The sequence below is a fragment of the Desulfonatronum parangueonense genome, from assembly GCF_054656975.1.
In genome coordinates, this window is record NZ_BAAHXH010000003.1 from 2,723,252 (window position 1) to 2,740,841 (window position 17,590).

13 protein-coding genes are annotated in these 17,590 nt (G+C 44.4%); 1 reads left to right on the forward strand and 12 read right to left on the reverse strand.

All coding sequences use genetic code 11. From position 1 onward, the window contains the following. Positions 1-373 precede the first annotated feature (373 nt). The 8 genes from ACYQ15_RS12545 to ACYQ15_RS12580 all read right to left on the reverse strand — a co-directional run bounded on the left by ACYQ15_RS12545 (position 374) and on the right by ACYQ15_RS12580 (position 9,710). Positions 374-1,348, reverse strand: coding sequence for an Rpn family recombination-promoting nuclease/putative transposase (locus ACYQ15_RS12545; protein WP_459937851.1), 975 nt, complete (start codon positions 1,346-1,348; stop codon positions 374-376). Positions 1,349-1,424: 76 nt separating this feature from the next. Beyond that, positions 1,425-3,323, reverse strand: coding sequence for a glycosyltransferase (locus tag ACYQ15_RS12550; protein ID WP_459937852.1), 1,899 nt, complete (start codon positions 3,321-3,323; stop codon positions 1,425-1,427). 62 nt (positions 3,324-3,385) lie between these two features. Next, positions 3,386-4,141: a heparin lyase I family protein gene (locus ACYQ15_RS12555; protein ID WP_459937853.1), complete on the reverse strand. Its 756-nt coding sequence runs from the start codon at positions 4,139-4,141 to the stop codon at positions 3,386-3,388. 115 nt (positions 4,142-4,256) lie between these two features. After that, positions 4,257-5,351 carry a nucleotide sugar dehydrogenase gene (locus ACYQ15_RS12560; RefSeq protein ID WP_459937854.1) on the reverse strand — a complete coding sequence of 365 codons (1,095 nt, stop codon included), beginning with the start codon at positions 5,349-5,351 and terminating at the stop codon, positions 4,257-4,259. Between the two features lie 103 nt (positions 5,352-5,454). After that, a complete protein-coding gene (locus ACYQ15_RS12565; RefSeq protein ID WP_459937855.1) occupies positions 5,455-7,281 on the reverse strand; it encodes an IS1634 family transposase in 1,827 nt (608 codons plus the stop codon). A 90-nt stretch (positions 7,282-7,371) separates the two neighbouring features. After that, complete coding sequence (locus ACYQ15_RS12570; RefSeq protein WP_459937856.1) at positions 7,372-7,743, reverse strand: UDP-glucose 6-dehydrogenase; 372 nt, start codon at positions 7,741-7,743, stop codon at positions 7,372-7,374. A gap of 601 nt (positions 7,744-8,344) precedes the next feature. Next, positions 8,345-9,430 (reverse strand): IS4 family transposase, encoded by a 1,086-nt coding sequence (locus ACYQ15_RS12575; RefSeq protein WP_459937857.1) that lies wholly within the window; start codon positions 9,428-9,430, stop codon positions 8,345-8,347. Then, entirely contained in the window at positions 9,393-9,710 is a 318-nt protein-coding gene (locus tag ACYQ15_RS12580; RefSeq protein ID WP_459937858.1) for a hypothetical protein, read from the reverse strand. Before ACYQ15_RS12580 ends, ACYQ15_RS12575 begins: the two co-directional genes overlap by 38 nt. Positions 9,711-10,464: 754 nt before the next feature. On the opposite strand from ACYQ15_RS12580, the gene ACYQ15_RS12585 reads away from it, so the two are divergent. Beyond that, positions 10,465-12,180: an IS1634 family transposase gene (locus ACYQ15_RS12585; protein WP_459937859.1), complete on the forward strand. Its 1,716-nt coding sequence runs from the start codon at positions 10,465-10,467 to the stop codon at positions 12,178-12,180. 17 nt (positions 12,181-12,197) lie between these two features. Here the strand turns inward: ACYQ15_RS12585 and ACYQ15_RS12590 are convergent, their stop codons facing one another. The 4 genes from ACYQ15_RS12590 to ACYQ15_RS12605 form a co-directional block, all read right to left on the reverse strand. After that, positions 12,198-12,650 carry an ATP-grasp fold amidoligase family protein gene (locus ACYQ15_RS12590; protein ID WP_459937860.1) on the reverse strand — a complete coding sequence of 151 codons (453 nt, stop codon included), beginning with the start codon at positions 12,648-12,650 and terminating at the stop codon, positions 12,198-12,200. Further along, positions 12,631-13,470 carry an acylphosphatase gene (locus ACYQ15_RS12595; RefSeq protein ID WP_459937861.1) on the reverse strand — a complete coding sequence of 280 codons (840 nt, stop codon included), beginning with the start codon at positions 13,468-13,470 and terminating at the stop codon, positions 12,631-12,633. The genes ACYQ15_RS12590 and ACYQ15_RS12595 overlap by 20 nt, the downstream gene beginning before the upstream one ends. Positions 13,471-13,588: 118 nt before the next feature. Next, a complete protein-coding gene (locus ACYQ15_RS12600) occupies positions 13,589-13,762 on the reverse strand; it encodes a transposase (protein WP_459939582.1) in 174 nt (57 codons plus the stop codon). A 128-nt stretch (positions 13,763-13,890) separates the two neighbouring features. Next, positions 13,891-17,583, reverse strand: coding sequence for a glycosyltransferase (locus ACYQ15_RS12605; protein ID WP_459937862.1), 3,693 nt, complete (start codon positions 17,581-17,583; stop codon positions 13,891-13,893). Positions 17,584-17,590: the final 7 nt, after the last annotated feature.

Genomic DNA, 17,590 nt, shown 5'->3' on the forward strand with positions numbered 1-17,590 from the left:
GAGGTCCCTTTGGAGCTTATAACAACTTCAGGCAGGTATTTTTGAAAAAGTGAAGAGAAGTGAGGCAGATTGGTGATCGAAAGTGGCCGCAATCAGTCACATACAGGCAGAGGGCTCGAGGATCGGTTTTACGGCAACTGTACCTTTTGACATGCTGAGCGTGCCAATTGAAGATTGGATGCCTTAAATGGCGAATCTGGGGAATGTATTTACGAGGAAAAGCAGTATTTGTTGGCAACAATATTCGATGGCTTCCCCTTGGCTGGAAGTCCGGAACATAAATGAAGGCGATGGGCGTTCTCAGTTAGTCTGTAAAAAGAAAGGGAAGCCAAGATGGCCTCCCCTTCCCTAAAGTTCCAAATGTCCGAACGGTTCAGTTGTCCCTGAACACCTCGTCGATGCTCTTGGCGTCCAGAAGTTTCTCGGCCCAGAGGTCGAGCTGCTCCGGCGTGGCTTTGTGGAGTCGATCCTGGAATTGGCTGTCAAGGATATTCTGGCCGAAGCGTTTGGTGACGAGGCGTTGAAGGATGGCTTGGCGACCTTCGATTTGCCCCTTCTGCAACCCTCTCGTTTCACCACGTAGTTCAAGTCTTTCTGCTACTGTCATAAACATGCCTCCTTTTCCTGCTGAAAGGCTTTTCGTGAACATATCCTGCATTTCTTTGTACTCAATGTCCATAACCGAAAGCACGTATCGGAAAATCTTTTCCAGCCAGTGCATGGACGTGGCGTTCTCGTCCATTTGAGCCACCAGAGCGATGATCTCCCATACTTTCTCTACGTCCTCCGGGGTGTTCTTGACCTGGAGGCAGAGCAGGAACAGTTTGTTAAGAATCACGCCTTTGATGGCCTCGTCGGTTTCCGGGGAGAAGTCGTAGAAGGCGAGGTCGAAGTCCGGCACGTAGGCGGACAGTTCCGGGTCGGGAGTGTCCACCAGTTCGGAAAGCCGTACGGCCTGGCCCTTGGGTTTGCCGTGATAGACAATGATCGGGATGATCAGAGGCAGTGTTTTGGCTTGCGGCCTCTGTCTGAGATACAGTTCCCAGATTTCGATGATATACCGGAGCAGCTGGAGAACCACGAACCGGTCCGGATAGCTTTTGTGCTCAAAGAGGAAATACACGAATCCGGGCAAGCCGTTGCTCAGCATGACCTGATAGAGCAGGTCGGAATAATGCTCGGCCTGTTTCGCGTCCACGAAGCTGTCCTTGGTGATGGTCAGCGTGTCCAACCTGACATGCTTCAACACCTTGGCCGGAAGGTAATTCGCCAGGAAGTCGGCGGCAACTTCCTTGTGGCTCATGGTTTCCCGGAAGAAGGTATCGTGCTTTTTGTTGATCTCGCTCATGGAAGGTTACGTACTGAATCGAAAGCGCCGTTGCAAGATCGCACCCCACTCACCTCCCAAACAACCAAGGCTTTCCTTACCACAAACATTGCGGCAGTCGAGGAAGCAAAGAACGTAGCCGTGCCTTTGCTTCTTCAGAAGCATCCCGGCGTGTTGCTTTTTCAACGGCCTGGATGATTGCCTTATATCCCCATGGTGCATGTTGGCACACTAGCTGTGCTTGTTTTGCGTCATTCGAACAACCTTCTGTGAACAAGGTTGGTGTTACGGGATGCTGGGGATCATGTGGCGTCTCGATTTCCATCAGCCATCTGGGTGGTCTTGATACCGCGATCATTGGAACTGCGCGGGTCTTGCACAAGGCCGCCAGGTACAAATCTACCATTCCGGCGTGCTTGAACTGGCGATAGTCAAGTCCTGTCAATAGGGACGAGTGGAATGCCGTTGTCCCGGTTCCCAGGTTGTTCACCAACTGGTCCTGTTCCAGTTCAGCACCGAACCAGTGTACGCGCCTGAACCCTGAGAAATAGCCTGCTGGGCGTTCAGGTATCAGAACCCCATGCACACCCACAACCGCCAGCCGTCCATACCACTCGATTTTTTTAACAAGTGCGTTCACATAGTCCGGTGGGTATTCAATATCGTCGTCAACGGTGAAAAAGTAGCATTCCTGCTCTCTCTCCAAAAGCGGCACGAATTTGCCGTTGTCACGCAATCCGGGCAGCTGTCTGGAAAGACGAATCGTTACCCGAGGATGGCAATCACGCAAAAAATCAGGTGGCGACTCGTAGCGGTCCAGGTAAACGTGCAGTTCATCCACCTGGGGGGCCATGCTTATCAGAACTCGTTCCAGCTTATCGCGTCGCTCGGGAATCGAGCACAGGCTCGCAACTACCGGAATGTCAGGATTGGCCAGACGGGTCATTTCCGGGGCGACCTTGATCAGGTCCCGGGTTACGGGAAATTGAAAATAAGACCGAAATTCGTGGCTGGGCTTGTCCTGGTGCAGGCGCTGGAACGTATCAACATACTGCTGGCGAACAGGAGACGGGCGTTGCTCGATGCATCCATCCGTCTCGGGATTGTTGGCGATCATGTCGGCAAAAAGCGAACCCTCGCGCAATGTGTTGTAATACAGAGGCAGATCCAGCCCTCGCACGGCTCCTGGGCGCTTGCCGTAGAATGCTTGTAGGCGTTGGAAGAACTCATCGTCCGAAGCCTTGGTCGTGCAGTTGAAATAGCCGATCTCGTCAAACACCGTTCTGCTGACACCCAGGGTGATCAACCCGGCTTTTTTAACCAGGCCGTTTACCGGGAGAACCCGGCCCGATGGGAACAGAACACGCGAATAACTGCCCTGTACGCAGACTGTTCCCGGTTGCAGCAGTTCACGCAAACCCAGCCGGATTCTCTCCGGATGGCAAAGGTCGTCGCCGTCCTGAAAAAATACGAATTGCCCCTGGGCAAGACGCACTCCGACGTTCTTGGCGAAATACGTTCCCAGGTTGGCGTTCAAGCGTCGCAATACGATAGGATATTCAGAGGCCAAGCGCCGCAAGATCCGATAGGTGTCGTCCGTGCTGGCATCGTCAACGACAATAATTTCCAAGGGGTGATGGGTCTGCCGCATGACCGAGGTCACGGATTGCTCAATGTACGGGGCAACATTGTGCGCGGTCATCACCACGGTGGCCAAAATGTCTGGCTGGGCAGCAGGGGAAGTCGGCAGTCGTTCAACGGCTTGGGCCACCTCGCGGTACAAATCATCGAGTACCACGGCACCTTCCCGCACCGGAGCAGGCATGTCCTCGGCGATGGTACGCCCCATTTTGGCCCAGGCGCGTTCCAGGTTGATGCGGTACGCAGCGGCCAGTTCCGGTCGCTCGAACATTGCCTGTTCGTACAAGTTCGCGGCACGTTCATAGTTTCCGGCGTCAAAAGCCGTATGGGCCTGCTTAAAAAACGATACGGTCACGCGTTTATCCGGTGGGATAAATGTTCAAGATCAGGGGGCTGCTAAGAGCCGGCGACAGATGCTCAAAAAGGGTGTTCCATCAGCACGACGGATACCTCATCGTGCCAGACAGTCCGTGGGGCGAAGGTAAATGTGTCGTCGGTGGAACCGGGCTTGTACAGTCCCCACTTCAGATACCCTGCCGTGGATTCGGCTTGCCCCATGGTGGGGCCAAGGTACTCGAAGGGGTGGTGGTCATCCGACAGGGTGACAACACCGTTGATCCGGCCACTCGGGGTCATGGACCATGTCACGTCCAGCTCGATATCCATCCATTCCCCTGTGACGGTGGACGGCAGCAGCGTTTGCTGATGGCTTGGCCCGACACGCAGAACCAGGGCTTCTCCCTTCACCGCGAGAAACGCGTCCGGCCTGGCGCTGAATCGCTTGAACTGCCAGACAATGTCAATCCGGTCCGAAGTATCGAACGTCCAGTCTTCTTCAAGGCGCAGACTGAAGCGATATACGAACCGGTCCCCTTCCCCGTACCGTCCGGAGCGAAGGTTCATGGCATCCGCCTCCGAGCGAAATGCATTGGCGCTGACGTATTCAGCATTCGGGGCAACATGGGAGCGCTGGGAACAGTTGCCGATACGAGATACGGAACAGTCGATGGTCAAGGCGTCGTCAGCCTGGGGGCGATGTTCAAAAAAACGGTTCGCCAGTGCCGGGTCTTCAAAATCAACAATGAAAACCGGCCATGTGCCCCCGAAAGAAAGCCCTGCCAAAAGCAGGGCCAGGAGGCATACCGTTCCAACGATTACTCGGTAAGTACTCATGTAGTGTGTGTGTGCTCAGCATTGCGTCATTGGATGGCCTTCCATCATTCAGCCAGGACGGAATATAGCGCAAGCACAGGATAGGAACGCTTACTTTGATGCTTGTCCTCCTCGCTCACAAATGCGTCAAGGCAGGTTTGCCCAGCGGGAACACATTGAAACCAATGGAGTGGAGCTGATTGTGGTTCAGAATGTTGCGGCCATCGAAGATAAAGGCGGGATGGCCCATGGATTTGTGAATTCGCTGATAATCCAGGTCCTGGTATAGGTTCCATTCAGTCATCACGGCCAAGGCGTGACAGCCCTGCACTGCCTCGTACACATCTTCGACTAGGCTGACTCCGGGCAGATCCGCGAGATCCTGACTGGCGTTGACCAGTGCTTTGGGGTCTGTGATCACCACTTCAGCATGCTCCTCAACCAGTTTTTGGGTCACGTGAATGGCCGGGCTTTCACGTGTATCGCCGGTATCCGCCTTGAAGGCGAAGCCCATCAGGCAGATACGTTTTCCGGCCAAAGTGTTGAACATGGTGGCTATCATCTTATGGACGAAACGGTCTTTCTGGTAGTCATTGATCCGGATAACCCCTTCCCAGTAATCGGCCACGACATCCAGACCATAGCTGCGGCAGATGTAGACCAGATTGAGGATGTCCTTCTTGAAGCAGGAGCCGCCAAAACCGATGCTGGCATTGAGAAATTTGGGGCCGATGCGGGTATCCGTGCCTACCGCACGTGCGACATGGCTGATATCGGCGTCGGTTTGTTCGCATAAAGCCGAAATGGAATTGATGGAAGATATACGCTGGGCCAGAAAAGCATTGGCCACAAGTTTGGACAGTTCGCTGCTCCAGATGTCCGAAGTGATAATCCGCTCCGGCTCGACCCACTGAGCGTAAATAGCCACCAGTTCGTTGCGGGCCTTGATCCCTTCCGGGGTGAGACGGGAACCAATTACCACCCGATCCGGGTTTTCAAGGTCCTTGATGGCCGTGCCTTCGGCCAGGAACTCAGGGTTGGAGAGAACCTGATACCGACTGCGGCTGCCACCGTTATTGGAGTGGAGAATTCGCTCCATGGCCAAGGCAGTTTTCACTGGAAGCGTGCTTTTTTCCACGATGATTCTTGGAGGCCGCGACGCATCATCGTCTTGAGTGCATTCCAAAATGCGCCGCGCGGTTTTCTCCCAATATTGAAGGTCCGATGCCATGCCCGCGCCTACCCCGAAAGTCTTAGCCCAAGTTTACTAATGCGTTGAAGATTATTCATTTTATTTTAGCGTGTTACGTTGGATTTGCGGCATCTCGTAGGCACTACTTTTGTTTCGTGACCACCTTCGTTTTTTTGATGGGCATCCCCGAAGCGCCCAAGACGTTGTAGATTTTCGCTTGTTCGACCGTTGGAGTTGTGCAGTGCAGAATACTCACAATTCCACCATCCTTGACGGGCATGCTGGTGGTCAGAAGACGATGGGTATCAAGGGTTTCCCTGATCCCTGTCCACGAACTGCACATGCCCGCCTTTTTGAGCCTGTACCCGATCCAATGCAGGAGGTGGTAGGCCAGCACGGTTATGAACATGTGACCCTCGATGCGGTCCTCTTTTCGGTGGAAGTTCGGACGCAGGCCAAGTTCGCTCTTCATGTGACGGAAGGCTCCCTCCAGAATCGTCAGCATGATGTAGACCTCCCATATCCGGGCCGGATCGAGGTCGGTGCGACTTGTACGCAGAAAGTAGCTGCCGTCGTAGGGTTTGCCCAGTTTTTTCGGATCATAGGTCCATACGAGATCCACGGCCAAGTCTTCATCTTGTGTGACGTTGATTTCAAAGGCTTTGGAGACTCGCGAATACTGTTTGCGAAGCTTACCGATCTTTTCCAGGACCTTGACGTATTTTTTGAGCTTGTTTTTCTGACTCAGGCCCTCGCGCAACGCCTTGAGTTCGGCTTCCATCTTGTCTTTAGCTTTTGTGACGATACCCTGTTCTTTTTGTTCTTTGGATTGACTTTGACAATGCAGGATCACCTCATCATCCTGAGTGAAGGATTTGACCGTGACGCCGTCTTTAACGGAGACGGCCTCTCCTTCAGGAATTTCTTTGTATTTCTTGCGAGATACGACAATATACGCAAAATTTTGTTCCTTGAGGAAAGCAAGGTTCTCTTCGGTGGCGATTCCGGCATCCATGACCACCGTAGGCTTGTAAAGCGGTAAAACCGGTCGTAGTCCTTGGGATTGTTGATGAAGATCCTTGATCATTTCCTGGAAAGTATGAGCTTCGACGACGTTACCGTCGAAGGTTTTGCTGGACTTGAGGAAACCAAGTTCATCCATGACCAGGCCGAGCGTCACCAGCGGCCTTTGATGCTGCTTTTGCTTGGATCGTCCTCGATGAGCCTTGGAGCATTGCTTGACCGCGCCTTCAAAATGCGTGTTCGTCAAGTCGTATAAGATGATGGTTTCCTTAAGACAGAACACTTTCTTGGCGCGATTGCGCAAAAAGGATTCAATGTGCTCTTTGTTTTCAAAGAGCAGATCCGAAACATTGTAGAGTTCATTTTGGCCGATTCTTGAAAAATCGGTATTCAGGATCAGGTCTAACGCGCTGTTTTCTTTTGCAAAGCGTTTGAGTTCGTTCTCGCTGCAGGGATGAACAAGTCGGCCTACGATGGACAGGGTCGCCAAGTCGGACTGCCTTCTCGTTAAATCAAGTTCTTTGAAGAGATCAAAAAAACCGAGCTGTTGCATGGCATGCACGCCGACATGTTCCGCCCCGACCGACTTCGCCGGTGAAGAGGAGAGTTCACTGACATCTACGGTCAAATAATCCGGGCCTCCCTTATCTTCTTGCGGAGCCTGCTGTTTCTCGGCGATTTTTTGTTGGATCAGGAGCCTGGCAAAGTGGCTCGCCAGTGGTTCAACCTCAGGATCGACTTGTAAAAAGTTTTGGGATCCGAGGTAAATCTCCTCGATCCGATTGGCCAGAGCTTTCCATTTCTCCTTGGGCAACGAGAGCGTTCCCAGCTTGAGAATTGTTCGCTGCCTTGGGCCATTGACCGTTCTGATGGACTCTACGAGAAAGTGAGCATGATAAACTTTCTTCGGGTTTTTGTTTTGTTTGACTTTTTCGCGGATAAACATCGGGCCATTGTAGCATACTCACGAGGCTTGGCAACCCCCAAGGCTATCCATATGGGCACTACAACGACCTTTCCTGGAAGCTCATGTTAATTATATTAAATGCTTACATTCGGAGTCTGCCTGAAAATGACCCGAAAAAATGGTTTTGGGCCCAGCAATTAGTAAACTTGGGTTAGTAGGCGTGTTCACACTGACGAAAATGATGTCGGCCTCTCGAATCCCTTGGTCGATATCCGTGGAGAAGAAAAGATTCTTTCCACGTACCGCCCTGACTACCTCGTCCAAGCCTGGTTCATAGATAGGCAGCAGGTCGGAATTCCAGGCAGCGATACGTTCATGGTTGATATCAACCACAGTAACACGACAATTAGGGCACTTTAGTGCAATCATAGCCATGGTCGGCCCGCCGACATATCCGGCACCGATGCAAAGAATGTTTTTGATTTGTGATGGTGTTGTCATAATTAATGTGTAAAATTAAAATGTTGTGGTTGATTTGGTAAGGGTTGAGAACAGTGAGGTTACGTTTCGGTGGTCAACCAAACTCTTCCAAACATGGGCGTCAAGGTTCGGCGCATTGGCCACAAGTTACCCTTAGCAGAACGGGATTGTAGAGCATTCAAACGAACGCTTCAAGAAGAAGTCTGCATCACCGCTACACCTGTGCTTGAGGCAAAATCCTAAAGGGTTGGAAGTCTTCGGATTTCGGATCGGCGCACGGCAGCTGAGGGCTTGTTGTGTCCAATGGCCTGCTTGAATAGCTTGGGTGCTGGTATTTGAACTGAAAGCGGTTCTGGATCGGGAAGACCTTTGATCATGTAGCGGGAATAAGCGCAGTCTACTGGAAGCCAATAACATGATTTTTTATGAAATTATGCAGATTGACAGCTGAAAATGTGTTACGTTTTACAGGGCATTGCGAGTATTTGTTTTATATTAATGTATATGACAAGACACTAGTGTCCCAACAATTAATCAAATAAACATAGCCACTTTGCTGTTCGGGGCCTGTTCCCTTTCGTAGTCACTCAACTTTCGGAGTTACGATTTATCCAATAAGTGTCTATGATCTTTTACCTAATTGTCGATCCAAGCCGAAGAACTCAATTGCTAACCCGAATACTGCGGATATCAAGGAGCGGTAGATCTGCTCCGCGTACTCTCCAGCTCTGCGTAATTTTTCGACCGCAAGCTCAAGTATGCGCTTCAGGACGGCCATGAAGTCCAGGTCCTTCATTTCTTCGCAACAGGCTCTGAACAATGACCCAAAGGTTCTGGGATCATCCTGGCGTCTTTGTTCCAAGGACACGAACATGTATCTGATCATCACGATGGAAGTATGAGCGATTTGACTGTCAAAATACCAGGTCTGTACGCCTTTTTGCAAGCCAAGGTATTGTTTGCACATTTTGAAGAAGACCTCGATGTCCCAGCGTTTTCCGTAGATGCGCACAACTTCTGTGTCCGGCAAATCGATATCCGTGGTCAAAAGGGCCAGCCAGTCCTTGTTGTGCCGGTTCCTGACAAATACAATTTTGGCTTGTCCGCCATACTTCATGCCAACCAGAGCGCTGGCCAGTATCCTGGCTCGTCCTGGGCGTTTCTTGATTTGGCGATATATGTCATCCACGGAGCATAGCCTGTCTCGAAACAGGTAATGGATTGTGGGCGTTCTTTTGATCATGCAGATCACATGGATATGCTGGCTTAGACTCTTAATTATGCTCGGCATTCCGAACCAGCTGTCCATAAGGGCATACTTGGCCTTAATGCCGATTTTCAATATACGTTTGACCATGGGCTCCAGAAGTTCAGTGGACTTGTTCACAGCTTCCATTCGTCTCTTGTATCCTGAAGATCTTTTGTCCAGGTTCTTGGTAATGCCTTGCAGCCGAGTTTTAGAGTTAGCAGAAGACATGAGTGCGAAATCCAATGGCAAAGAACTTGCTCCATCAGACCAACATACAGAGAGGAGCCTGAACCCTTTATAGTATCTCTTTTCGCTGTGATCATATAGCCTAGCTAGGAGTTCGACCATTTTGGATCTGGGACGTTCAATGCTTGAGTCATCAATGATCAGGACCTTTTCTCTATTTTTATTAGTCAGCTTTTCAAAGAACAATGTTAGTTGTACAGCTAAAGAGAACAAATTTTCGCCAGTTAAAAGTTTCGCACTTTAAAAAATTATAAACGACGTCTTTTCCATATGGAGCATCCTTGTTTTGTATAACACCTTGAAAAATATCTATTCCAAGGAATGGCAAAGTTAGCAATGTAAAGAATATATCTTTTGCGGCAATTTCTTTAGTTTTACGTATTCGAGATCTGTTTAAAATTGTTGGTATTTTGAATTTTGAGCAAAAATTCTTAATCCGATTTGAATATTGTGTATCTTCTTGACCTTCAATTTGAAAATAATTAATTTTCATTTGATCCTTTCTCCTGTTTCGTATTGTTACCGTGAGAATTTACAGTATAAACAGTGAGAAAGGATCTTTCAAGAAAAAAAATTATTTAATTTTCAAATAGTTGGCTGTTAGCCAAACTGTATTATCAACCCCGAAAGTTGAGGTAGACAGTGCATCCAACCACCTGTAATAATGGTACTCGCTCAAAGTTGTTCACACTCAAAAAATGTAGAATTGTGTAGAGAGAAGCTTCAATTTTGTGTTCCCTTTACATTATTACCACGAATAAAATTGTCGAGTTTTCGAAAGCCTTTCAAGTCGTTACAAGCGGGCAAGGCCTTTAATTCATTAATTTCATAATAATATATGCCTTTCCGTTGGCAACGTTGGGACACCAGTGATGACAAGATTAACATCATTAACTCCAATGATGCATAAATTTAGAAAATTTTTTTCCGAGTAAAAGATCGGTATAAAGTCTTGCATTTGCATCATTGAACATACGTCCAAGCAGATAATTGTGTTTTGGTTAAAATTATGATAATTTCCACTTCTAGGTGTAAATTCACCAAAAAAAATGCCGTTATCGCCTTTAACAGGACTTTAGCCGAATCATCGCCTTCCCACCTTTTTTTGTCGTAATTTCAGGTTGTTAGCCTTCTCGTCTGCGTAAGACCCTTCTTCCCTCTCCAAACTTAATGAATAAGATTCAATATTTTAATGTTTTATCGAGTTTTGTGTTGACATTGTTAGACCCTACTGATATGCCTTGCGCATGGCTCACCTGCACAAAAAGATCAAAAAGGGTAGACCCTACTACTATGTACGGGAGATGGCACGGATCGATGGCAAGCCGAAAGTCACCAACCAAGTCTATCTTGGTTCGCCAGAGAGAATCATGGAATTGGCAAAAGGCGCTGGCGCTACGTTAGAAAAAATTCAGACCCAGGAGTATGGATCGCTGTGGCTGGCCAATTTGATCGACCAAGGTGTCGGGATTGCCAAGATCGTGGACGAGGTGGTTCCCAGGGCAAAGAACGAGACCGGACCATCTGTTGGCGAGTACTTCCTTTACGCAGTCTTCAACAGGATGATTCACGCTCAGTCCAAAAGAGCTCTGACGGGTTGGTACGACAAGACTGCCGTCCAGCAGATCAGGCCGGTGGACATCAAGGCATTATCCTCGGAGAAATTCTGGAAGAAATGGGATAGGGTCAGTCAAGGCCAGATTGAGTCTATCGCAAGGAAGTTCTTCGCAAAGCTGGCGCAAATTGAGATATCCCAATCCGACTGCTTTCTTTTCGACACCACCAACTACTACACTTACTTGGCCGGCAATACCGAGTCTGATCTCGCTCAGACGGGGAAAAGCAAAGAGGGCCGCTACTGGCTTCGCCAGGTAGGGCTTGCCTTATTGGTGGCCAGGGATACCGGCCTGCCTTTTTTCTATCGAGAGTATCAGGGCAACTGCCATGATTCCAAGGTGTTTCAGTGCGTTCTAGAGAACGTTGTGGATGCCATGCGCAAATATGGTCGGCAAGACGTGACTGTGGTTTTGGACAAGGGCATGAATTCCGAAGACGCCATGGACGTCATTGACGCCATGGACGGCGTGCATTTCGTGACCAGCTACTCGACGTACTTTGTCGAGGAGCTTATCCATGTCGACAGGAAAAAGTTTATCGTCGCGGATACCGAAAAAAATCGGCGACTTCGTGAACTCGGCAGAGAGGACGATCAATTGACTGCTTGGCGAAGCACCGGGGAGTATTGGGGTCAGACGCGCACGGTGATCGTGACCTACAACCCCCGGACCGCCTCCAAGCAACGGTATAAATTCGAAAAGAAAATGCGAACACTCCAATCGGCTTTATACGAAATCCGATCAAAGGTTCGTTCCAGGGCTGCCCAGTGGCGCGACGAAGACACGATCAGGGAGCGCTACCGAAATATTTGCCGGGATCTGTATCTTCCAGACAGTCTTTACGATCTGAGTTTCGCCGTGAAAAGTGGAGGCTTGGTCATGAGCTTTCGCAAAAACTATTATCGAATCGAGCGACATATCGATAGGTTCGGAAAGAATGTGCTGATCACGGACAGAATGGATTGGAGTACTGATGAGATTGTCAGGGCCAGCCTGGATAGGTACATGGTGGAGCAAAGCTTTCGCCAAACCAAGGACAATGACTTGGTCAACATGAGACCTATGCGGCACTGGACAGACAGCAAGATCCGCTGCCACATCCTGTGCTGCATTGTTGCCCTCTCCTACCTGCGCCTCTTGGAATTGCGCTTGACAAAAGCCGGACTGAAGCTCTCCGCGGCCACGATAATGCAGCAGATGCGCGCACTCCATTCATGTCTTTGTTGGAATGCCGGCGCCCGAAAGGCGATCCGTAAACTTGAGGAACCAAACCAAGCCCAGGCCCAGATAATGAAAGCTATGGGGTACGAAGTGAGCAATGGGGTCTTACAGGAATTGTCCGGATAATGCACCGGAATTGTGAGTTATTTTAGAAAATCTAGGTGCGATCTGCTAAACTCCTGTTTAAGAAAATCAATCCTAATGCTTGGAAGCGGTATTTGTTTGCTTATATTTGCAGCAATCTGTATAAAATCTACGTCTATTCCATTACCTTTATACTGTTCATATATCCCAGCATCCACAATAGCACCTGCATCATTATACCAACAGCTTTTTAAATCACTTTGGCGTCTCTCCCTGACAAGTGCTACTTCACCATAAAAGCAATAGAATTTTAAATCGTTTGCTGGTTGTCCAGAAAGTGTTATATATTCCTCGACAATCCACCTATCTTTTTTTATAATATTTTTATTAAGAATTGAATCTATTTCAACAATCAAATTGTCAAAACTTGACATAGATTTCTTATCTTTTATAGCATAGATTTTAAAATTATTTTCAATTTTTTCTGAACAATTATTTTCTACTATAAACACTCCATTTGATGAAGCAGCATGCATTGGCTTTATTACGTAAGATTCCATGCATTGGCTTTATTACGTAAGATTCAAAGTCATGAGATTTGCTCAAAAATTCCTTAATAGGTATATTCTCATAATATATTTTGGGAACATTAATTTTTAAGTCTTGCGCAATATAACGAGCTTTAATTTTGTTATTAATGATTTTTGACGGAGATGTTTTTACATATTTTGAAACATAACTGTTCACTTTTGAATAAATGGTTTGGGATGCTCTAAAAGAGTTGCCCAAATGGATGGACATTTCTCCATGCATGTCAAATTCTCTGATATTATCAACCTTTATGTTTTGCAATATATATTCATAACAAGAAATCCATTTAAGTCTTTTTGCAACCCTAGCCATACGGATATAAGATTTTGTTTCTGATAATGCAGAATCATGGGAGGATGTGACAATATTCTTCAAATATTTTATACCTTCTTCTTCCGTACTATTAAAAACAAGTATTTCAAAGTAGTACTGTTGGTATGAGTAAATATCAGAATGTATATAAAATTTTTCACGAACTTCTAAATCAATATCTGTTGTTATAATTTCCATGTTAAACTTTGACACTTTTGCTCTTGAAAAAGAAAGAAAATTGCTAAAAATATCATAATAATATTTAATATCATTAGTAGCATTTAAGATAATCAAACACATAACGCCACCATTTTTTAAGTTAGCAACCCAACCATTTATACCCTTATTAATTGCTATTTCTGATATCCACTTGCGATACCCAACTTTTTGTACCTTGCCATAAATTGTGAGATGTAAAATTTTCATCATAGTGCTAGTATCTTGTAACCTCTAAATATTCGGATAAAGTCACTTCAGTTTAATCCGCGCATCGGATGTAAGTAATTGCCAATTGATTTTTGTTCGTCCTGTTGTTGCAATTTTTTTTTCAGGCTTCGACTTCGGAACGCATGGTCTCAATTTCCGGCATACGTCGATCTAGGCATTGCCGGGTGAGAACGCTGAGCTCAATCTCGGACATGTTCAGCCAGCTGCCATGCGTGGGTGTGTAGTGGATTTCAAGTCTCTCCGCAAATCTTCTGGCCTCTGCCGGCTCGAATATTTCATATAGGGAGCAATGTTATGTGTATTTAAATTGTCCATCACCAAACGTACCTAAAGCGCATCTGGATAACGCTCATCAAGCATTTCTTTGATCACATGAGCCAAGTCCTAGCGTGTGTGACGTTCTTATATCCACATGTCTTTTTCCAGCCAACGGTTCAGATCTAATCGTTCATTGTATTGTATTCTGGCATCAGGAAGCACAATCTGGACATTTTGATTTTTAATTAGCTCAAAAAATGAATCACAAAAATGAAAACCATCGTAATGCTTATCACCTCCAATTTTAAGATTGATGTTAGGGTAATGAGTCAATCCTATTAACTTCAATTTAGCTCTATCTTTGATTTTTTTCACAATTTTTACATGTTCATCTAAACGAAAGTCACCAATGACATATAAATCAAAATAAGGATATATGTAGTTAACTTCTACTAATTCTCTTGGCACCAAATCAAGTATCTCATTTTTAGCCAGTTTCTTTCCAGGATTCTTTAAATGAGCATGATAATATCTTGATATCTCACGATAATAATGTCTCAATCCAAAATAAAGACTTGACACGTGAGTTCCTTTTCTGCGAGTAAGTGAATTTTCATCATCTAATGCAAATGATAGAGGTAAATTGGGGAGAATTCTTTTAATAGATGATTTTCCGTAATAAGATTCTACACGCCATATATACTCAGTATCAGCACCTACTCGTACAGGATCCCAATTTCCCAAAATATCATATACCTCCCTTTTGAATAAGAAAGAGGAATGATTAAACTCAATTACAGTAGAACCCAATCTCCACCCACTGGTAAATCTCAGATCAGGAGTAACTCTTGCCCAGTACGACACAACCCCAACCAAATTGGGATCGTGTCGCAATGTTGATAACTGTTTTTCAATTTTTTGTGGGTGTGACCAATCATCTGCATCATGCGTAGTGATAAATTGACCAGTAGCCTGAGTCAACCCGTAATTCCTAGCAGGGTATGCTCCACTGTTGTTTGACATACGAAAAAACTTAATACGTTTGTCTTGCTTTGCCAAATCTTCGACCAAAAGATGAGTAAAATCAGTACTGCAATCGTCTACAACAATAATTTCTAAGTTTGAATATGATTGGTTGCACACAGATTTAAGAGCCATTTCAATATACCCTTCAGCGCAATAGACAGGCATAATTACACTGACAGTACCTATGTCTTCAACACTAGGATTTGGTGCATAAGAATCGATATTGTTTAATGAAAGGCTATCTAATGGTTTATTTTTCTTTAATGTCGCGTAACCTTTTTTTTTGAAAACTGTATTTATTAAATTTAGCCTCTGTTTATCGTCATGAATTAAATTAGATTTAGCTAGAATTACATTTGCATCAATACTTGACTTATCAATATCGCATATCGCTTGCTCTGCTTCAACATATCTTCCCATTTTAAAATAGAAAAAAAACATTGTTAAGAACAACTCTTTTGGTTGCTTATTTAAAGGAAGAAATTGTGAAGCTTGCTTTAATAAAAAATCACAACCTTCCACATCACCTTCAAAACTCAAACGTATAGCTAATTTTCGTGCTGCTTTTTGACGTAAATTAATGTTATAATCTTTTAAATCAATATATCGAAGCATTTGGTGCTTCGCATATTCAAACTGGCCACCCCATAACAAGTTATCTAATCTCTGGATTTCAATTTCTTGAAAACATTCCTGACAAATCTTATTAACTACACTTTCAAAATCATTTTTGCAAGGGAGATTCAAAAGCAAAAACCGCTTTTTTTCATTTTCGTTAAACAATCTAAGGTCGAAATCTTGAGCATAAGACAACAAAATGGTTCGCATTCGTTTTAAAAATAAATCTTTATACTCGGTAGCCAAACGGTTATAATTCCAAAAAAGAGAATTTTGCTTTTTGTGTAAAATATGAGCTTTGTATTTCTCATAAAGTCCAAAATAAGAAAAATATTTTATCTCTTTGGGTAAAGTATCTAGTGCAAGAAAACCTTTCTCTCTTCTTCTAATGTCAGTAGTAGATTCAGGACGATTGAATCGCCAATGATAAAAAGCTTGCTTTAAACCAGTTGTATTCTTAGCAAAGCTGTATGCAACAATTGAAAAACAAAAGTCTTCTGCTAAGTATATATGCGGGAAATAAATACCGTAATCTTTAATTAAGGCCCTTTTATATATTCTATTCCAAATATTAGATAAATAATTACTCTTAAATAGATCTAAATTATTTGACGTTGACTCATTAATCTCGGGAAAAGAAATACTTTTTTGCTCTGAAAGGCCTTTTTGGGTTTCAAGAAAAAAAGCGCCAGCAGAAACAATATCAAAATCTTTTTCTAAAGCTTTATTGCATAATTTTTCATACATGCAAGATTCAATCCAATCATCAGAGTCAACAAATCCGATATACTTGCCAACTGCAGAAATTATACCTAAATTTCTTGCTATACCAGGACTACCACTTGCTCTAGAGCAATTAACCAGTTTAATATTGCTTTTATTATGAATTATCTGTTCAATTATTACGAGAGAATTATCTGTAGAACCATCGTTTACAATAATAATCTCATAATTTCGAATTGATTGGCACAACAAGGAGGATAGGCATTTTTCTATATATTCTGAACTATTATATACAGGAACAATAACGGACAATGATAATTTTGGATTGTTGTTAGTCAAGCGAAGGTTTTGTTTTTTATGCTTAGAAAAATATAATTTATTTAAAGAATCTAGAGTATTACTTGAAAAGATGTTATCTTTGTTTTCGTCAACTTTCCAGTGTTCTTTTACAAAAATTGACATTAATGCATTAAATTCGTTGTGATATTCTTTATTCAAAAATTTTAAGTTGTACCTGTAATCGCCTAAAGCTTTATTGATAACATACGAAATGAATTCATCATATAATCCTTTTCTTTTTAAAAAATCAATTATGATTTTATATGAGTCAAATAGTTCAAATGAAGCCGGACCTTTTCTCTTTCCAATAGTAGAACCAGGACGATCAAAACGATAATGATAATAGGGCTTGTCAACGAAAACTATTTTGTTTGCAGTTATTAAAGATTTAAAGGCAAAAGGCAGATCAGCAGATGTCTTGGTCTCACCAAAACGAATAAAATTGCTATGAACAAACTCAGTTTTATACACACGATGCCAGACTATAGGAAAATGAGAATTAAGAAATAGCTTTTTCCTGTTAGGCTGCTTTTCGAGATCGAAATAATTGTTGGTTGTTTCAACTATAATTGACTCGCCAGTATTTAATTCCCGATAAAATGATTTCGACAAGGCTATGTCGGCGTTTTCTAACACAGCCTTCCGATAGAGATCTTCCAACATATGCGAGTCTATCCAGTCGTCTGAATCCACGAAAGCAATATACTCCCCCTTTACCATTTCTAGAGCTTGATTCCTTGGACTTCCAGAGTTTCCTGATGCGTGACTATTGATGATACTAATAACGCGAGCGTCCTTTTCGACATATTTCTTAATTATTTTTTGGGAATTATCCGTGGATCCATCATCAACAACCACAACTTCAATGTTGTAGAGTGATTGACCTAAAATTGAATCCAAACATTTTTCCAAATACTGTTCAACATTATAAACAGGAACTATAACAGTAACCAATGGTTTATTATTTTTAATTTTTTTTTCACATAAACAAATATTATATTTAATATAATTATAGAATTCAGGATTAGATTTTATATAATTCTGATAAAGTGACAGAGCTTGTTGATAGCTTCCACTTCTCAAAAGACCATTTGCACGTGACAAAAGATTTTCTTTGATATTTATGGACATAATTATG